Source organism: Moraxella sp. (assembly GCF_030525845.1).
GTDB lineage: Bacteria > Pseudomonadota > Gammaproteobacteria > Pseudomonadales > Moraxellaceae > Moraxella.
The window spans coordinates 19299-35111 of sequence record NZ_JAUNDY010000014.1 but is presented as its reverse complement, the minus strand read 5'-3'; the positions used below and the strand labels follow the sequence as shown (position 1 = coordinate 35111).

Sequence of the window (15813 nt, the reverse complement as noted above, 5' to 3'; positions counted from 1 at the left end):
TAAAAATAAAAAATAGCGTACTGCAAACTTGTGCAATAAATACTTAGCATGCCTTAATTTATTTTACCATTTTTAAATAAAAAATAGATAAAAAATTTGTTATACTTAAAAAGCTTAATTTTTATTTGGAAAATCTTATGCCGAACGCCACCCAACAAAGCCTGATTGATGATTTGATGAATACACTAACGCTTACCGAGCTTGCTCCTAATGTGTATCAAGCACCCAGTTTTGACTATGTGGGGGCGAGGGTATTTGGCGGTCAGGTGCTTGCCCAAGCGATGATGGCAGGGGCTTTGACGCTGGTGGAGGATAAGCCATGTCATAGTTTTCATGGGTATTTTTTAAGAGGGGGCGATGTCAGACTGCCCGTTATTTATCAAGTTCGCCGTCTACGAGATGGCAGAAGTCTGTCGGCAAGGGAGATAGTGGCGGTACAAAATGTCCCAATCGACCCAGCCAATCCTGACTTAGGCACGACTGAGCAGGTTATTTTTAGTATGATTGCGTCATTTTCGCCAATGGAGGGTGGGTTAGATTATCAAGAGCCAATGCCCATCTATCCGCACCCTGACACCCTAAAAAACGAACAAGAACTCAAAGATGAGCATGTCGGTAAGATTCCAGAGGCTCTAAAAATGCGTTATCTGCGTAAACGACATATTGAGATAAAGCCTGTTGAACCAAGAGATCCCATACACCCCAAGCCCATGCGACCACGCCAAGCCAATTGGCTTAGGGTAAATGGTCTAGGTGATAAACCTGTGGCTATCCATCAGGCTCTGCTTGCGTTTGCTTCGGACTTTTATTTGGTGGGGACAGGGCTGATGTCTCATGGGCTTAGTTATATGACCAAAGGGCTACAAGTGGCGAGTATCGACCACAGCATGCATTTTCATCGCCCCTTTGACATCAATGAGTGGCTGTTGTACGACATGTGGAGCGATACCACAAGTCATGCTAAGGGGCTAAATCACGGACAGTTTTGGCAAGATGGTAGGCTTGTCGCCACCACCCAGCAAGAGGGTCTAATGAGGCTCATTGATGCAGAATGCTACACCACGACTTCCTAGATGGGCGGTTTGGTCTAAATTTATTGTGGAGGCTGTGATGATAAAAAATCGCTGTTTTTTGCCAGTTGTGTTGTCTTTGGCGGGTGTGCTAAGTGCTTGCACCGATGAAGTGCCAACCACGCCAACACTCTCTACTGCTGACATCGCCAAAATCATGCCTTCTCGCTCGCAGGATAAGGCAAGCTGGGCATCAGACATCGCATCGGTTTTTGATGAATTAAAACTGCATAAAGACAAGCAAAACATCTGCACCGTCATCGCTGTCATTGACCAAGAATCCAATTTTCATGCCAACCCTGCCGTCCCAAATTTAGGAGAGGTTTCCCTAAAAGCCATTGATGAAAAATTAGAATCCAAACTTGGTAAGCCACTTGCAGGCGTGTTTCGTACCATGCTTGCCACCGCCCCCACCAAAGAGCGAAATTTCATGAGTCAGATTAAGGCGGTAAAAACCGAAAAAGAACTCGATGAGCTATACTGGCGGATTTTTGACCATTTTGCGAGCACCTATAAGGTCTCAGGGCTAAACACACTCACTAAGATGACTGGCGAGAGTGTGGACGAACGCCTAAACCCCATCACCACACTAGGTTCTATGCAGGTGCATATTAACTATGCTCGTGCTAACAGGCGAGCGAACATGAATGACCGCACCCTTCGTGCTGACCTATATGGACAGTATGGGGGGTTGTATTATGGCATTCATAGACTGATGAAATATGAAGCCAATTATGATAAGCCCTTATATCGTTTTGCAGATTATAATTCTGGGGTGTATTCTAGTCGTAACGCCGCTTTTCAAAAACGTGTGGCAAGCCTGACAGGGGAGCGTTTGGCGTTAGATGGAGATTTATTGATATACAGCGGTAGCGGTATCAGCTCCCAAACTTCGCAGACGGAGCGAGCCTTGGTTAAGCTACTTGCCACCGCTAAAACACCGCTATCGCCCGCCCAAATCCGCCATGACCTAAAAAAAGAAAAAAAGGCAAGTTTTGAGACCACGGCCACCTACACTGCGGTCAATGAGATGTTTGTTGCCAAATACCAAAGACAGCCCACTTATGCCATCATGCCAGAGGTGGTCATCAGTAGCACCAAGATGAAACAGGATAAAAATACCAACTGGTATGCCACCAACGTCAATCGCCGTTATGAAGCGTGCATGACGCTGGCGGATAAGTTGCCTTAGTGTTTATTCTTTGACTGCCACCGTTACTGTGTAAGTCTTGCCTTGTTTTAGTTTATCGGCATTACCAAAGACTTCACTAAACGAGCGTTTCATAAAATCCCTAAGCCCATTGATGGTAACAACATAAAATCGCCCACCCACTTCCATGCGTTCATAGGCATCTAGTAGATACAGATAATGCTGTTCTTTGCTCGCTTTGGCAGGTAGATTGCTCATCACAAGGCTAAATTTTCGCTCTTTTGGTACATGAGCAAAGCCGTTGGAGAGCATGACTTCGGTATTGGTCAGCCCATTTTTTTGGCAATTTAGGCGAGCGTACTCCACCGCCACAAAGTCTTTATCAATGAGCAAATGTTGACCCTTTGGGCATTCACGGCTGGCAGTCATGCCCAGCACGCCCACACCACAGCCTAAATCAATGGAGTTATCGTCTGCCTTAAAATCAATATAATCAAGAAGCATGAGGCTACCTTCGTCCAGCTTTTCAGGGCTAAAAACCCCCCAAGTGCTGTTAAAGGTAAAGGGTTTACCCAAAACTTCTTGGGTAAAGCTGATATCCTTTCGCCAAGCATTTGATTTTTCTAATAAAACTGGGTCAATGATGTGCATGATTTTTCCAAGTCATAAAAATTGCCATATTATAACCCAATCCACCCTCAAAACAAGACAACGCCCCAAGAAAAATGTTAAAATAGCCCCATTTCTCATCTGGGGTTCAATCATGCATTTTTCAAAATTTGGTAAAAAATTCACCCAAAACAGCGGTATTTTGCAACTCATGGACGATTTGGGCAATGCCCTAAACAGCAACAAGCCCATCAACATGCTAGGCGGTGGCAACCCTGCTTACATCGAGGAGGTTAGCAGGGTGTATCATGAGGTGTTAGGCAACATCGTCCAAAGCGAGCAAGACACCGCCAAAAACATCGCCCTAGACAGCGTGGGTAATTATTCGACACCGCAAGGGGATGCTAAGTTTATTGAGGCGTTGGTGGCGTTTTTTAATCGTCATTATGATTGGCACATCACAAAGGATAATATCGCTCTAACCAACGGCTCGCAAAACGCCTTTTTTTATTTGTTTAATTTATTTGGGGGTGCGTTTGATGATGGCGATAAATCCATTTTATTGCCCTTGACACCTGAGTATGTGGGCTATGCCGATGCTCATGTGGCGGGCAAGCATTTTATTGGCATCAAGCCTCATATCCAACTTTGTGAGCATGATGGACAGGCGGGATTTTTTAAGTACGTGGTGGATTTTGAGGCGTTGGAGAATTTAGATGAACTTAAAAACAATAAAATCGGAGCGATTTGTGTCTCTCGCCCCACCAACCCCACAGGCAATGTCCTAACCGACGACGAAATGGTACGGTTAGATGCCATCGCCCAGCAGTATGACATTCCGCTCATCATTGACAATGCCTATGGCATGCCTTTTCCTAATATCATTCATAGTCATGCGATGCTGACATGGCATGATAACATTATCTTGTGTTTTAGTTTGTCAAAGATAGGGCTTGCTGGGGTAAGAACTGGCATTGTGGTGGCACGTCCTGACATCATCAAAGCCATCAGCAGTCTAAATGCCATCGTTAATCTTGCCCCAAGTCGTTTTGGGGGTGCGATTGCCGCACCGCTTTTGCGTGATGACCGCCTAAAATCACTATCCTTAGAGCATATCCGTCCGTTTTATAAAAAACAAGCAAATACCGCCATTTGTCTATTAAAGCAAGCTTTTGGCGATTTACCACAGGTAAAAATCCACAAGCCAGAAGGGGCGATATTTTTGTGGATTTGGTTTGAGGGGCTGCCCATCAGTACCCAAGAGCTGTACGAGAGACTAAAACAACAAGGCACGCTGATTATACCAGGCGAACATTTTTTTGTGGGAGTGGATATTAGTGAGTTTAGGCATGCTCATGAGTGCATTCGCATGAGTATCGCCCAATCAGATGAGGTGCTAGAACAGGGCATTGCAGTCATCGCTAAGACCGTCAAAGAAGCCTACGGTATTTAGCCTCTGGGGTGATGCTCGGCATGCAGAGTTTGCAGTCTGGCTGTGGCGACATGGGTATAAATCTGCGTGGTGGATAAGTCGCTGTGCCCCAGCAAAAGCTGAACACTGCGTAAGTCAGCTCCATGATTGAGTAGGTGTGTGGCAAAAGCATGGCGGAGCGTGTGAGGCGAGATGTCGATGGCGATGTTTGCCCATGTTGCGTATTTTTTGATTAAATGCCAAAAATTATGTCTTGTCATGTAGCCTCCTTGCTCAGTCAAAAACACCGCCTGACATTCTGTGTCTGACAATTGTCCGCTTTTGCCTAAGGTCAGCTCATGGCGATGAGCAAGGTAATCATTGAGGGCATTTAGGGCGTATTCGCCTAGTGGAATCAGTCTGGTTTTGTTACCCTTGCCTGTGATTTGTAGCCAGCCTGCGTTCATGTTGAGTTCGCTAAGCGAGAGATTGACCAGCTCTGAGACACGCAGACCGCACGCATACATGACTTCTAGCATGGCTTTATCACGAAGTCCCAAAATCGTAGTGGTGTCAGGCGAGTTTAGTAGCCGAGTGATGTCGTTTTCGCTTAGGGTTTTGGGGAGGGGCTTGTCGGTTTTGGGGTTTTTGATGTTTTGGCAGGGATTATCATCACGAAAGCCCTCGCCCACTTGCCACAAAAAAAACTGACGCAGGCTTGCAAGCACTCGCACCTGTGTTCTGGGAGATTTGCCTTGCCCTTGTAGGTACACTAGGCATGACGCCACATGCGTCTCTTGCCATTTTGGTAGAGGAGTGGGCGAGCTTGCCATACAAATTCGCAAATCCCTGATGTAGGCATTGCGTGTGCGAGTAGATAGCCCACGAGCAAGCATATTGATGCGAAATTGTGTCAAAAATTCTGGGTCGGATTCGGTGGTGGTTAATGATGGTAGGCGTGGTTTGGTGGCACGAACTTTGCTCATGATGGTATGACTGCTAAAATTTTGGTTATTGTAACAAAACATGCCAAAAATTAAAGTCATCATTTTTATTTTTTTACTTTAATCCATTAAATATGCCCCCATTAAAGGGCAAATTTTAAAAAGAGATGATTTATGGCAACCTTAAACACCGCCCAAGAGCTTATCGCCGACATCAAAGCAGGTAAGATGGTGATTTTAATGGACGATGAAGACCGTGAAAACGAAGGCGATATCGTCATTGCATCCAGCCACATCAGTGCTGAGGCGATTAATTTTATGATTACACATGCACGAGGTTTGGTGTGTCTTACCATCACGCAGGAGCGTGCAAAACAGCTAAACTTGGGGCTGATGAGTGATAAAAACGGCTCGCAGTTTAGCACCAACTTTACTGTCTCCATCGAAGCCGCTGAGGGTGTAACCACAGGCATCTCGGCAGCTGATAGGGCATTGACTATCCAAAGAGCCATCGCTCCTTATGCCAAGCCTACCGACATTGTCAGCCCTGGTCATATTTTCCCCATCATCGCCAAAAAAGGCGGTGTCTTGCACAGAGCAGGGCATACAGAGGCTGGCTGTGATTTGGCACGGCTGGCAGGGCTTGAACCCTCCGCTGTGATTTGTGAAATCATCAAAGAAAATGGCGAGATGGCACGCCGTGATGATTTAGAGATATTTGCCAAAGAGCATGGGCTAAAAATTGGCACGATTGCTGACCTCATTCATTATCGCATGACCAACGAACAAACCGTTGAGCTGGTTGATAGTGGTACGTTAGATACCGAATTTGGCACTTTTGATTTGCACCGTTTTAGAGAATATGGGGCAAGCGAAACCCACATCGCCCTAGTCAAAGGCGACCCAAAAAACGGTGTCAGTACCGTGCGAGTACATAGCCTAAATCCCTTAAAAGATTTGTTTGGGGCGACCATAAAGGGTGGTTGGGACATGCAATCGGCTCTGCGTGAGATTGCTGGTAGTGAGCAGGGCGTTTTCGTGTGGATAGATGGTGGTCAAGCCCTTGATGTGAGTGGTGCGTTGGATAAGGCAAACACAGGGGCAAGCGTTCATGAGGGGAGCGAGCCATATCGCACCATCGGCGTGGGGTCGCAGATTTTACGACTGCTTGGCGTGAGTGACATGCGACTTTTGTCAAGTTCGGCGAGGTTTAACATCTCTGGCTTTAACCTAAACATCGTGGAGATGGTCGAGAAAAATTAACTCATTTTCTATCCTTTATTTACACAAAAATCGGACTTGTTGCCGATTTTTGTTTTTTGGTGCTAGGTTAGCATGTGTAAGATATTTCCACCGATGATTCGAATGATAATCTCTAAGAGTGATAACGCCAAAATCGCCACCAAAGTTGAGAAATCGAACATGCCTAAATTGGGGGTGATTTTACGAAATGGAGCAACGATGGGTTCTGCCATCTGTGTGATGAGGTCCATGAGTGGGTGCATGACCTGAGCAAGCATGATAATCCAGCTGATGATGACAGATGCGATGATGATGTACTGAAACATGTCAATGAGTGAGAGTATCGCTGTGAGTGTGCCACTTAAAAACAGTACTAGGGGGGTAATGCTCTTACCCAGAATGCTCGCCATGCCTGCAATTTTAATAAAAGTCAGCAAAATCATCAAAACCACCGCAGAGGTGCTAAATCGACCTTTGGACAAATCAGGAAAAATCCGCCCAAATACTGTTACGATGGCTGAGAGCGTGTAGGTAACTTTGGCGTAGGGGTGGTGCTTATCAATCTCGGCAAACTGAAACATGAACCTTAAAAAACAAATGATTAAGGCAAAATTGACAACAATATTAAATAAAATGGTAATCGGCTGATTCATAAGTGGTTTTAACTTGGTTTTATTAATGATTAAAATTGTCTAATGGGCGATGATTATAGTTTTCCTAGCTCCACACTTCGCTCGTAGCACGCTCTCATCGCACGCCCAAACGCACCGCCGACATCGTCATGGCTTAAAGAGTTGATTGCTTGTGCGGTTGTGCCACCTTTTGAGGTAACTGCCTCACGCAAGGCGGTGGGATTACCATGTCTGGCAAGTAGACCTGCCCCAATCATGCTTTGTACAGCAAGCTTGTGTGCGACATCGACAGGTAATCCCATCGCCACCGCTTCTGAGGTCATGTGTTCTAACACATAAAAAAAGTAGGCAGGTGCAGAGCCTGACACCGCTGTAACTGCATGGAGCTTATCCTCATCTGCCACCCATACCGCCACGCCACAGCTTGACATGATTGCCTCGCATATCGCACGGCTCCCCTCATTAATATCAGCAGAAGCGTACAATCCTGTCGCCCCAGCCCCAACAGAAGCAGGTAGGTTTGGCATGGCACGCACCACATGAGCTGTTCCCAAAGCATTTGTCAATGTCGCCACACTCACACCTGCCAGTACTGACAAAACCAACTTATCTGCCAAATAAGGGGCAAGCGTGGGGGCGACATCAGCCAGTACTTGGGGCTTAACCGCAAGCACCACCACATCAGCTTTTTCAATCAGTGTGTGGGCGGTGTCAGGCATGGCAGTCTGTACGCCTTGTTTGGCAAAATGTGCCAGTTTATCTGTGTGCTTATCAGAGACGCCGATGGTCAAATTCAACTCATGTGAGTCTCTGGCGTTTATAAGTCCACCAATCATCGCCCCTGCCATGTTGCCACCACCGATAAAGACAATGCTTTTACCGTCTAATGCCAAAAAATCCGTCATTATTTTTCCTAATTTTAAAACAAAAACCGTCTGCTATTGTACCTAAAATGCACCGATTGTGCAAAACTTTACCTAAAAATTGTCAAGCTTATACGCTTATCAAATCCGCCCTGTGCTTTTTTGATAAATCCACCGCCAACCATGTCTGCCCCATGCCACTGGCAAATGCTTGGTTTAGCTCATCAAATATTGCACTTTTTGTCAGCCACATCTGCTCCATACTCATCATCATCACAGGTTCATCACTCACATAAATTGCCCACAGGCTTTTGCGTTGCCATGAGGGAATGTGTAGGTGCTGATAGAGTTTTTTACCTTGCAATTTGATGAAGCCAATTTGCTCATAACCCTCCTTGTCCACATAGGGCTGATAAATAAATAACACATCGGTGCGAGTGATGGGTTTCATCAGGGCAGATTTACCATAAAAAAGGGCTTTGACTTCATCATGATAATGAAAAAACAGACAAAATTGAGCATTTCTTTTTAAAAGAATTTTTTCATCATCGCCAAGCAACACGCCATCACAGTATGGCTCATCTTGTAACAACAAAAACAGCTTATGATGATAGCGATAAAGGGTGTCTTGATAACGACAAATGGTATAATCCTGACCGTCTTGTACGCCATCATTTTGCCAAAAAATCCTCGTCTGATGGTCGCCGTCGGTGCGAGCGATGAGGTGTAAAACATCGGTAACGGTCTGATGGTTGGGTGGTAATGGCTCGCCCCCTTGTACAAAATACCGTATTATCGCCGATTGTTGGTGTTTTGCAAGCTTTTGTATTTTGCTGACGCTTAGGCGATTTACAAAAGGTGTGTGAGGGGTTGCAATCACGCATTGACAAAACAGCTCAAAAGCCGTCTTGCTGATAAGAGCATGAGCATCAGCCATGAGGGCGGCACTACGAGCGATGTTTTGGGTGGTTTTGGGGTTTAGGACAGTTAGGCGTGGCAAAATCTCATTTCTGATAAAACTTCTGGCATTATCACTCTCTTCATTGGTGGGGTCGTCCACATAGGCTAGGGCGTGGGCATGAGCAAAGGCGGTAATGTCCCCCCGAGAGACGGACAAGAGCGGACGATGAATGGCAAGCTCTCTGTCGCCCACAGTACGCACCTGCCACGCCCTCATGCCTGACAAACCCTGCACGCCTGCTCCATTGATAAGTCGCATAAGTACGGTTTCGGCTTGGTCATCGCTGTGATGAGCCACCAGTAATACGCCGTCCTCATGCATGGCGTTGGCTAAGGTGTGATAACGTGCGTGGCGGGCGGTGGTTTCGGTTTTTTTGTTTAAATTTAAGGGTAAAATTTGACAAGAAAACCCATGACTGCTCGCCCAATTTGCCACAAAATCCGCCCAATCGTCATTCGCCTTTTGCATGCCATGATGAACATGAAGTAAGGTCGGCAAGGCGGATAATTTGCCTTGTTTATAAAGCAAAAAACAGCCATAAGCCAAAGCAAGCGAATCTCGCCCACCACTACACGCCACATAGAGTGGACGGTCGATGTGAGCAAGGGGAGCAAGAGCGGTCAGTATCGGGCAAGGTTTCATGACTGATGATGGTTATACCCCCAAATCCGCCAAATCGCCCTTTTGTTCTAGCCACGCTTTGCGGTCGCCACTTCTTTTTTTGGCAAGGAGCATGTCCATCACGCTATTGGTATTGGCAAAATCGTCCAAATCCAGCTGAACCAGTCGTCTGGTGTCGGGGTTCATGGTTGTTTCACGCAAATGGTCGGGGTTCATCTCGCCCAAGCCCTTAAAGCGGGTGATTTGGGGTTTGCCCTTGTTTTTAGTCTTTTTAAGAATGCTTTGTAATTCATCGTCATCAAGGGCATAATGCACGTCCTTGCCAATGTCCACCCGATAAAGTGGGGGCATTGCCACAAACAAATGCCCTGCTTCCACCAAAGCCCTAAAATGTTTGACAAACAACGCACAAATCAACGTGGCAATGTGCAAGCCGTCCGAGTCTGCGTCCGCCAAAATGCACACTTTTTCATAACGAAGCTCGGATAAGTCGTCAGAATTGGGGTCAATGCCAATGGCGATGGCGATGTCGTGAATCTCTTGGCTGGATAGCACGGTGTCGTGTGAGACCTCCCACGTGTTTAGGATTTTACCCCGCAAAGGCAAAATCGCCTGAAAATGGCGGTCTCGTGCTTGCTTGGCTGACCCGCCTGCACTGTCACCTTCTACCAAAAACAGCTCCGCTCCGTCCTTAAATTCGCCCTTACAATCGGCTAATTTTCCCGGTAAGGCAGGGCCTTGGGTGATTTTTTTGCGGGCGACTTTTTGGGCGGATTTGAGCCTTTTTCCCGCTTTGGTGATGGCAAGCTCGGCAATGGCTTTGGCGGTGTCTGGGTGGGAGCTTAGCCACAGGCTAAACGCATCTTTGGCAAGAGCTTGCACAAGGGGCGACGCTTCACGGCTGGATAGGCGTTCTTTGGTTTGTCCGCTAAACTGCGGTTCGGCAAATTTTAAGGACAAAATATAATTAACCCCGTCCCACACATCATCGCCCGTCAGACGGACATTTCTGGGCAGTAGGTTATGAATTTCACAAAATTCTCGCAAGGCGTCCGTAATCCCCGTGCGTAGCCCATTGACGTGCGTGCCACCTTGTGCGGTGGGAATTAGATTAACATAACTTTCGGTAATGGGCGTGCCACCGTCAGGGAGCCACGCAATGGCAAAGGTTGCCCCGCCCCGCTCGCCTGCGGTCGGCTCGGCACTAAAATAAAACGGCACATCGGGCAAAATCGCCAAATCGCCAATCTCTTCGGTCAAATACTGCACCACGCCGTCCGTGTATTGCCAGCTCTCACTCTCGCTTGGTTCAATTTCATTAATAAAGTCAATTTTTAACCCTGTACAAAGCACCGCTTTGGCTTTTAGGCTGTGTTTTAGGGCTTTGATGGCAAATTTGGGGTTATCAAAGTATTTTTCGTCCACCCAAAACCGCACCTGCGTCCCTCGTTTTTTCTTGGTGGGGGCAGGCGTGCTGGCTAAGGGAGCGATGGGGACGGCATTGTCAAAATTCATCTGGTATTCTGTGCCGTCTCGCCACACGATGACTTCTACTTTTTTGGATAAGGCATTGACCACGCTGATGCCCACGCCGTGCAAACCGCCTGAAATGGCGTAATTGTCGGTGGAGAATTTGCCCCCTGCGTGCAGGCGAGTAAGAATCAGCTCAATGCCCGACTGCTTAAACTCTGGGTGAATGTCGGTGGGCATGCCCCGCCCGTCATCAAGCACGGAGAGCGAGCCGTCTGTGTGGAGCGTTACCGTGATGTGTTTGGCGTGTCCTGCCAAGGCTTCGTCCACCGAGTTGTCAATCACTTCTGCCGCCAAGTGATTGGGGCGAGTGGTGTCGGTGTACATACCAGGGCGACGGCGGACGGGTTCTAGCCCTTCTAAGACTTCTAGGTTTTGGGTAGTGTAGTTTTGGGAAGTGTTGGTCATCGTCGTTCTTAACATAAAATTTGGGTGGTATTGTAACCGATTTTTGGCAATTTTCATAATGGCGGTCGTTGAAGATGATATCATAAGGTGGGTATGATGTGCCTAATTGCTTTTTAAACCATCATAAATTTGCTATCATACCCAAAAATTGGAGTAACTCATGATAAGCATTGCCTTTGTGGATTTGGAAATTGACAGTAAAAATAAGATTGCGGATATTGGGGCGGTTTGTGGACAGCATCATTTTCATCAAAACCGACCGCATGAACTCATCAACTTCATCAAGTCCGCCAAATTCATCTGCGGTCATAATTTTTTGGCACATGATTTTCATTATCTGCAAGGTGATTTGACTGCCATTGGCAAAAACAAAATGCATGTCATTGATACGTTGTTGTTATCGCCTTTATTATTTCCTGCTCGTCCTTATCATGCGTTGGACAAAGATTATAAAATCCAACTAGAAGAATCCAACAACCCCCTAAATGACTGCCTGATTACCCAAGCCTTGCTCGATGACCAAATCCGAGCCTTTGGCGAGTTGCCTATTGGTGTGGAGCGGATTTTTTATCAGTTGCTACGTCATCAGGCAGGTTTTGGGGCGTTTTTTGATTTTATAAAATTTGAAGACATTGATGAAGAGTTAGCTTCGCTGATTGTTGATGCTTTTCAAACGCACATTTGTCAAAATGCCCCGCTTGATGAGATGATTGAGCATTCGCCTGTGGAGTTGGCTTATGCACTGGCACTCATTCATAGTCAGAGCCGTTATTCAATCACGCCTGCGTGGTTGCAACATCAATACCCTAAAATTGAACCGATATTAAACCAACTAAGAAACACGCCTTGCCTTTCATGTGCTTATTGCCAAACCGAACTCAGTGCCATCAATGGCTTAAAACGCTATTTTAAATTCCCCAGTTTTCGCCAATATGATGACAAACCCCTACAAGAGCAAACCGCCCAGCACGCCATACAAGGCGGTTCGCTGTTGGCGGTTTTTCCGACTGGGGGTGGCAAATCGGTTACATTTCAAGTGCCAGCTCTCATTGCAGGCGAGCGAGCCAAAGCCCTAACGGTGGTCATCTCGCCTTTGTTGTCTCTTATGAAAGACCAAGTGGACAACCTAGAACAAAAAGGTATCAGTGAAGCAGTTACCATCAATGGACTGCTTGACCCCATTGAACGTCAAAAGTCGGTGGAACGAGTGGCAGACGGCTCGGCAAGCCTACTGTATCTATCGCCTGAGAGTTTGCGTTCACGCACGATAGAGCGATTATTGCTTGGGCGGAACATCGCACGATTTGTCATTGATGAAGCACATTGTTTTTCGGCGTGGGGACAGGATTTTCGGGTGGATTATTTGTATATTGGCGAGTTTATTCGCACGTTGCAAGCCAAGAAACAACTTACCCACCCCATTCCTGTTTCGTGCTTTACCGCCACCGCCAAAATCCAAGTCATCAAGGATATTTGTGCGTATTTTGAGCGTGAATTGGGACTGACCTTGACCAAGTTCATTGCCCCTGTAACTCGCAAAAATCTGCGTTATCAAGTGCTTGCTCAAAAAGACGAAGATGAAAAATACCAAGTCTTACGCCAGTTGATAGAATCTCATCATTGCCCAACCATCGTCTATGTATCTTACACCACACGCACGACATCGCTGAGTGAGCGTTTGCAAAAAGACGGTTTTGGGGCGTTGGCATATCATGGCAAAATGAGTGTGGACGAAAAAATCGCCAACCAAAATGCCTTTAAGGCGGACGAAGCTCAAATTGGGGGTGGACAAACCCAATGTGGGTTTGGTGGTGCATTATGATATTTCTGATTCGTTGGAAAATTATGTGCAAGAGGCAGGGCGAGCAGGGCGTGATGAGGGGATTTTGGCGGATTGTTATGTGCTGTTTAATGCCTCTGAGGATTTGGATAAGCATTTTACCCTACTCAACCAAACCAAACTTTCAGTCAGTGAAATCAAACAAATCTGGCGAGCCATCAAAGAGCTGTGTGGTGTGCGTCCTCGCATTTGTGAATCTGCCTTACAAATCGCACGACAGGCAGGCTGGAATGATGGACGTCCTGATGAGATAGAAACTCGTGTCAAAACTGCCATTTTGGCACTTGAAGACGCAGGCTATATCAAACGTGGACAAAATATGCCTCGTGTGTTTGCCACGAGTATCATCAGCAAAAACGCCATAGAAGCGATTGATAAAATCAACGCATCCACGCTCATTTACCCTGACGAAAAAGAATCCGCTCGGCGAATCATCAAAAAGCTATTTTCTCAAAAAAGCCAAGCCAGCACCGATGAAGACGGTGAATCTCGGGTGGATTATTTGGCGGATGTTTTGGGGCTAAAAATAGAACGAGTCGTGCGAATCGTAACGTGGCTCACCGAAGAGGGGATTTTGGCAAATCAGCAGGATTTGCAAGCCTTTATCGGTAAAAACACCCGTACCAGCGACAGCATGACTCAGCTTAACCGTTGGCTTCATGTGGAAAAAGCCATGCTGGACGTTTTTGCTTATCATCACCCAAGCTGGTCGCTCAAAGAGTTTGCCCAACAAGTCCAAGACCGTTTTCCCCAAGCCACGCCCAAACACATCAACACGCTCATTAACTTTTGGCGGATTAAAAACCATCTGGGGCGAGACGAAGAAAATGGTGCTGAATTTGTCCTAAAACAGGATTTGCAAAGCTTAAATAACATACTCGCTCGCAAAGCGGTGCTGGGCGAATTTGTTGTGCGTCATATATCGGAGCTGTCCAAACAATCTGACAAAATTCACAACGACTGGATTGAGGTCAATTTTTCGGTGGGCGAATTAAAACACGCTTTCAATCAAGGTATGTGGGCAAACGCCAAACAGCAAGCGGTAAATTATCTTGCAACCAGCGTACGTTTGTCTTTATTGCAAAACATCATGCGTGCGTTTGAACAAAGTTGCCCCAACCGCAAATACGTTTCGGATTGGCGAGTGTTCATCAAAGAATCCAAATTGGAGCATTTTTATCACCCTGAAAAAGGCGTGGTAACGCTATCCACCATTCATAAAGCCAAAGGACGTGAGTTTGACAGCGTGTTTGTGCTGATTGACCACAAAAACATTCAACCCAAACACCTACCATACGGCAAACTTGATGATGTCAAAAAACGTGAATTTTATGTGGCGTTCTCTCGTGCCAAATCGCATTTGACGGTTGTGTCGAACAGTATGGCGGTGAACGAGCTGTTGCCCAAAGAGGGTGTTGATTGGCTAACTTATCAAGGCAATCCCCTAGAATTTAGGGAGTTGGTGCGGTATTTGAAGCTTGATGATGTGTATTTGGATTGGTTTTATAAATCTCAAATTGCCATTGAACCACTTAGGGCGGGGGCAACTTTGAGTGTGTTTGCAAACCAATATTATCAGGGCTGTTGTGATGAGCATGGCAACCAAGTGGCTGTTTTTTCTAAAAAATTCAAAAATGAATTGGCAGGGTATTTTAATAAAGGTTATCAGCTCGTAGGTGCAAAAGTCAATTTTATCGTACTTTGGCAAAACAAAGACAAGCAACATCAGAAGATTCGTATTGTGTTGCCAATGGTTTATTTGCAAAAATATCATTAACCGTTTAGGGTTTGGTGTGTATTTTGTGGTGCGACAACACCACCATATTCTCACATGGTGGTTTTAGGGCAAGAGATTACAAATCCCCCACCCAACTTGGCTTATTTTCTAACACATCAGCATTGAGTCTTTGCATGAGTGGACTTTGATGAAATTCGTTTACCGCTTGTTTGTTGGTGTCGCTCAATGTCTCAAACACATGAGGCAGTCGTACGCCAATCCAAATGAGTGCCGACATCAGCACCCTATCGCCCCAAGCGGTGCTGGTCGCTGATAAGGTGGGTAGGTTTGGCAAAGTGGTCTGTAACAGCTCGGTGGAGCGTGCCACAAAGGGGTGCAAATCGTGCCCTTCTGGGGTAAATCGCTCGGTAGAAAACGCACGCACGCCCTGTGCCAAAATCCCAAAGGCTTTGGCGATGTTTGGCAAATCGGTGGTGGTGTTGGTATAGACTTGTGGGGCGATGGCTTGAATGATGAGTGGTGTTTCGGTGATGACCTCGCCTGTATCAAGTAGGAGGGCTGGCACTTGGCTGAACGAATTGACGGCGGTCAGCTCGGCAGGGTTGTCCCAAGGGGTAACGAATTTTAATGCCAAATCCACTTGCTCTAACTTAGCAATCATAAGCAAAATGCGAGTATAAGGCGAGGTGGTACTGAGGTATAAAGTGTGCATGGTATGCTCCGATTTGGGTTAGTTGGTCAGTGATACAGCCCACGCCACCACTTGCTCCACTTGGTCGTCATAGTCGCTGATG

13 protein-coding genes are annotated in these 15813 nt (G+C 46.4%); 6 read left to right on the top strand and 7 right to left on the bottom strand.

Translation table 11 applies throughout. The features are described from left to right. The first annotated feature begins 137 nt into the window (after positions 1-137). Together Q4B79_RS06530 and Q4B79_RS06525 are read left to right on the top strand one after the other, a co-directional pair. On the top strand, positions 138-1073 hold the full coding sequence (locus Q4B79_RS06530) for an acyl-CoA thioesterase II (RefSeq protein ID WP_303085620.1): 936 nt from the start codon (positions 138-140) through the stop codon (positions 1071-1073). Between the two features lie 37 nt (positions 1074-1110). Continuing rightward, on the top strand, positions 1111-2262 hold the full coding sequence (locus Q4B79_RS06525) for a DUF1615 family protein (protein WP_303085619.1): 1152 nt from the start codon (positions 1111-1113) through the stop codon (positions 2260-2262). A gap of 3 nt (positions 2263-2265) precedes the next feature. On the opposite strand, the gene Q4B79_RS06520 is transcribed toward Q4B79_RS06525, so the two are convergent. Next, positions 2266-2871, bottom strand: a complete 606-nt coding sequence (locus Q4B79_RS06520) for a class I SAM-dependent methyltransferase (RefSeq protein WP_303085618.1) — start codon at positions 2869-2871, stop codon at positions 2266-2268. Between the two features lie 112 nt (positions 2872-2983). Between Q4B79_RS06520 and Q4B79_RS06515 the strand changes: the two genes are divergently transcribed. Further along, positions 2984-4282, top strand: coding sequence for a valine--pyruvate transaminase (locus tag Q4B79_RS06515; RefSeq protein ID WP_303085617.1), 1299 nt, complete (start codon positions 2984-2986; stop codon positions 4280-4282). Here Q4B79_RS06515 and xerD read toward each other — a convergent pair. After that, the gene (gene xerD, locus Q4B79_RS06510) at positions 4279-5226 is read right to left on the bottom strand and encodes a site-specific tyrosine recombinase XerD (protein WP_303085632.1); all 948 of its coding nucleotides are present in this window, start codon (positions 5224-5226) and stop codon (positions 4279-4281) included. The two genes, Q4B79_RS06515 and xerD, sit on opposite strands and share 4 nt — an antisense overlap. A gap of 132 nt (positions 5227-5358) precedes the next feature. On the opposite strand from xerD, the gene ribB reads away from it, so the two are divergent. Next, positions 5359-6447, top strand: coding sequence for a 3,4-dihydroxy-2-butanone-4-phosphate synthase (ribB, locus tag Q4B79_RS06505; RefSeq protein WP_303085616.1), 1089 nt, complete (start codon positions 5359-5361; stop codon positions 6445-6447). 62 nt (positions 6448-6509) lie between these two features. Here ribB and Q4B79_RS06500 read toward each other — a convergent pair whose 3' ends face one another. The 4 genes from Q4B79_RS06500 to parE form a co-directional block, all read right to left on the bottom strand. Continuing rightward, positions 6510-7007 (bottom strand): YggT family protein, encoded by a 498-nt coding sequence (locus Q4B79_RS06500; RefSeq protein WP_303085615.1) that lies wholly within the window; start codon positions 7005-7007, stop codon positions 6510-6512. A 125-nt stretch (positions 7008-7132) separates the two neighbouring features. Then, complete coding sequence (gene proC, locus Q4B79_RS06495; RefSeq protein ID WP_303085614.1) at positions 7133-7963, bottom strand: pyrroline-5-carboxylate reductase; 831 nt, start codon at positions 7961-7963, stop codon at positions 7133-7135. Positions 7964-8051: 88 nt separating this feature from the next. Continuing rightward, a complete protein-coding gene (gene tilS, locus Q4B79_RS06490; protein ID WP_303085613.1) occupies positions 8052-9524 on the bottom strand; it encodes a tRNA lysidine(34) synthetase TilS in 1473 nt (490 codons plus the stop codon). A gap of 12 nt (positions 9525-9536) precedes the next feature. Next, the gene (gene parE, locus Q4B79_RS06485; RefSeq protein WP_303085612.1) at positions 9537-11441 is read right to left on the bottom strand and encodes a DNA topoisomerase IV subunit B; all 1905 of its coding nucleotides are present in this window, start codon (positions 11439-11441) and stop codon (positions 9537-9539) included. Between the two features lie 160 nt (positions 11442-11601). Between parE and Q4B79_RS06480 the strand changes: the two genes are divergently transcribed. Both Q4B79_RS06480 and Q4B79_RS06475 read left to right on the top strand, forming a co-directional pair. Then, entirely contained in the window at positions 11602-13263 is a 1662-nt protein-coding gene (locus Q4B79_RS06480; protein ID WP_303085611.1) for a DEAD/DEAH box helicase, read from the top strand. Further along, on the top strand, positions 13166-15058 hold the full coding sequence (locus tag Q4B79_RS06475; protein WP_303085610.1) for a 3'-5' exonuclease: 1893 nt from the start codon (positions 13166-13168) through the stop codon (positions 15056-15058). The genes Q4B79_RS06480 and Q4B79_RS06475 overlap by 98 nt, the downstream gene beginning before the upstream one ends. A 76-nt stretch (positions 15059-15134) precedes the next feature. On the opposite strand, the gene Q4B79_RS06470 is transcribed toward Q4B79_RS06475, so the two are convergent. After that, positions 15135-15731 (bottom strand): glutathione S-transferase N-terminal domain-containing protein, encoded by a 597-nt coding sequence (locus tag Q4B79_RS06470; protein WP_303085609.1) that lies wholly within the window; start codon positions 15729-15731, stop codon positions 15135-15137. Between the last annotated feature and the right edge of the window lie 82 nt (positions 15732-15813).

Bases quoted from the DNA above. Each gene is read 5' to 3' on its own strand.
- Q4B79_RS06530 (WP_303085620.1), top strand. From the start codon at position 138: ATGCCGAACGCCACCCAACAAAGCCTGATTGATGATTTGATGAATACA.
- Q4B79_RS06525 (WP_303085619.1), top strand. From the start codon at position 1,111: ATGATAAAAAATCGCTGTTTTTTGCCAGTTGTGTTGTCTTTGGCGGGT.
- Q4B79_RS06520 (WP_303085618.1), bottom strand. From the start codon at position 2,871: ATGCACATCATTGACCCAGTTTTATTAGAAAAATCAAATGCTTGGCGA.
- Q4B79_RS06515 (WP_303085617.1), top strand. From the start codon at position 2,984: ATGCATTTTTCAAAATTTGGTAAAAAATTCACCCAAAACAGCGGTATT.
- xerD (WP_303085632.1), bottom strand. From the start codon at position 5,226: ATGAGCAAAGTTCGTGCCACCAAACCACGCCTACCATCATTAACCACC.
- ribB (WP_303085616.1), top strand. From the start codon at position 5,359: ATGGCAACCTTAAACACCGCCCAAGAGCTTATCGCCGACATCAAAGCA.
- Q4B79_RS06500 (WP_303085615.1), bottom strand. From the start codon at position 7,007: ATGTTTCAGTTTGCCGAGATTGATAAGCACCACCCCTACGCCAAAGTT.
- proC (WP_303085614.1), bottom strand. From the start codon at position 7,963: ATGACGGATTTTTTGGCATTAGACGGTAAAAGCATTGTCTTTATCGGT.
- tilS (WP_303085613.1), bottom strand. From the start codon at position 9,524: ATGAAACCTTGCCCGATACTGACCGCTCTTGCTCCCCTTGCTCACATC.
- parE (WP_303085612.1), bottom strand. From the start codon at position 11,441: ATGACCAACACTTCCCAAAACTACACTACCCAAAACCTAGAAGTCTTA.
- Q4B79_RS06480 (WP_303085611.1), top strand. From the start codon at position 11,602: ATGATAAGCATTGCCTTTGTGGATTTGGAAATTGACAGTAAAAATAAG.
- Q4B79_RS06470 (WP_303085609.1), bottom strand. From the start codon at position 15,731: ATGCACACTTTATACCTCAGTACCACCTCGCCTTATACTCGCATTTTG.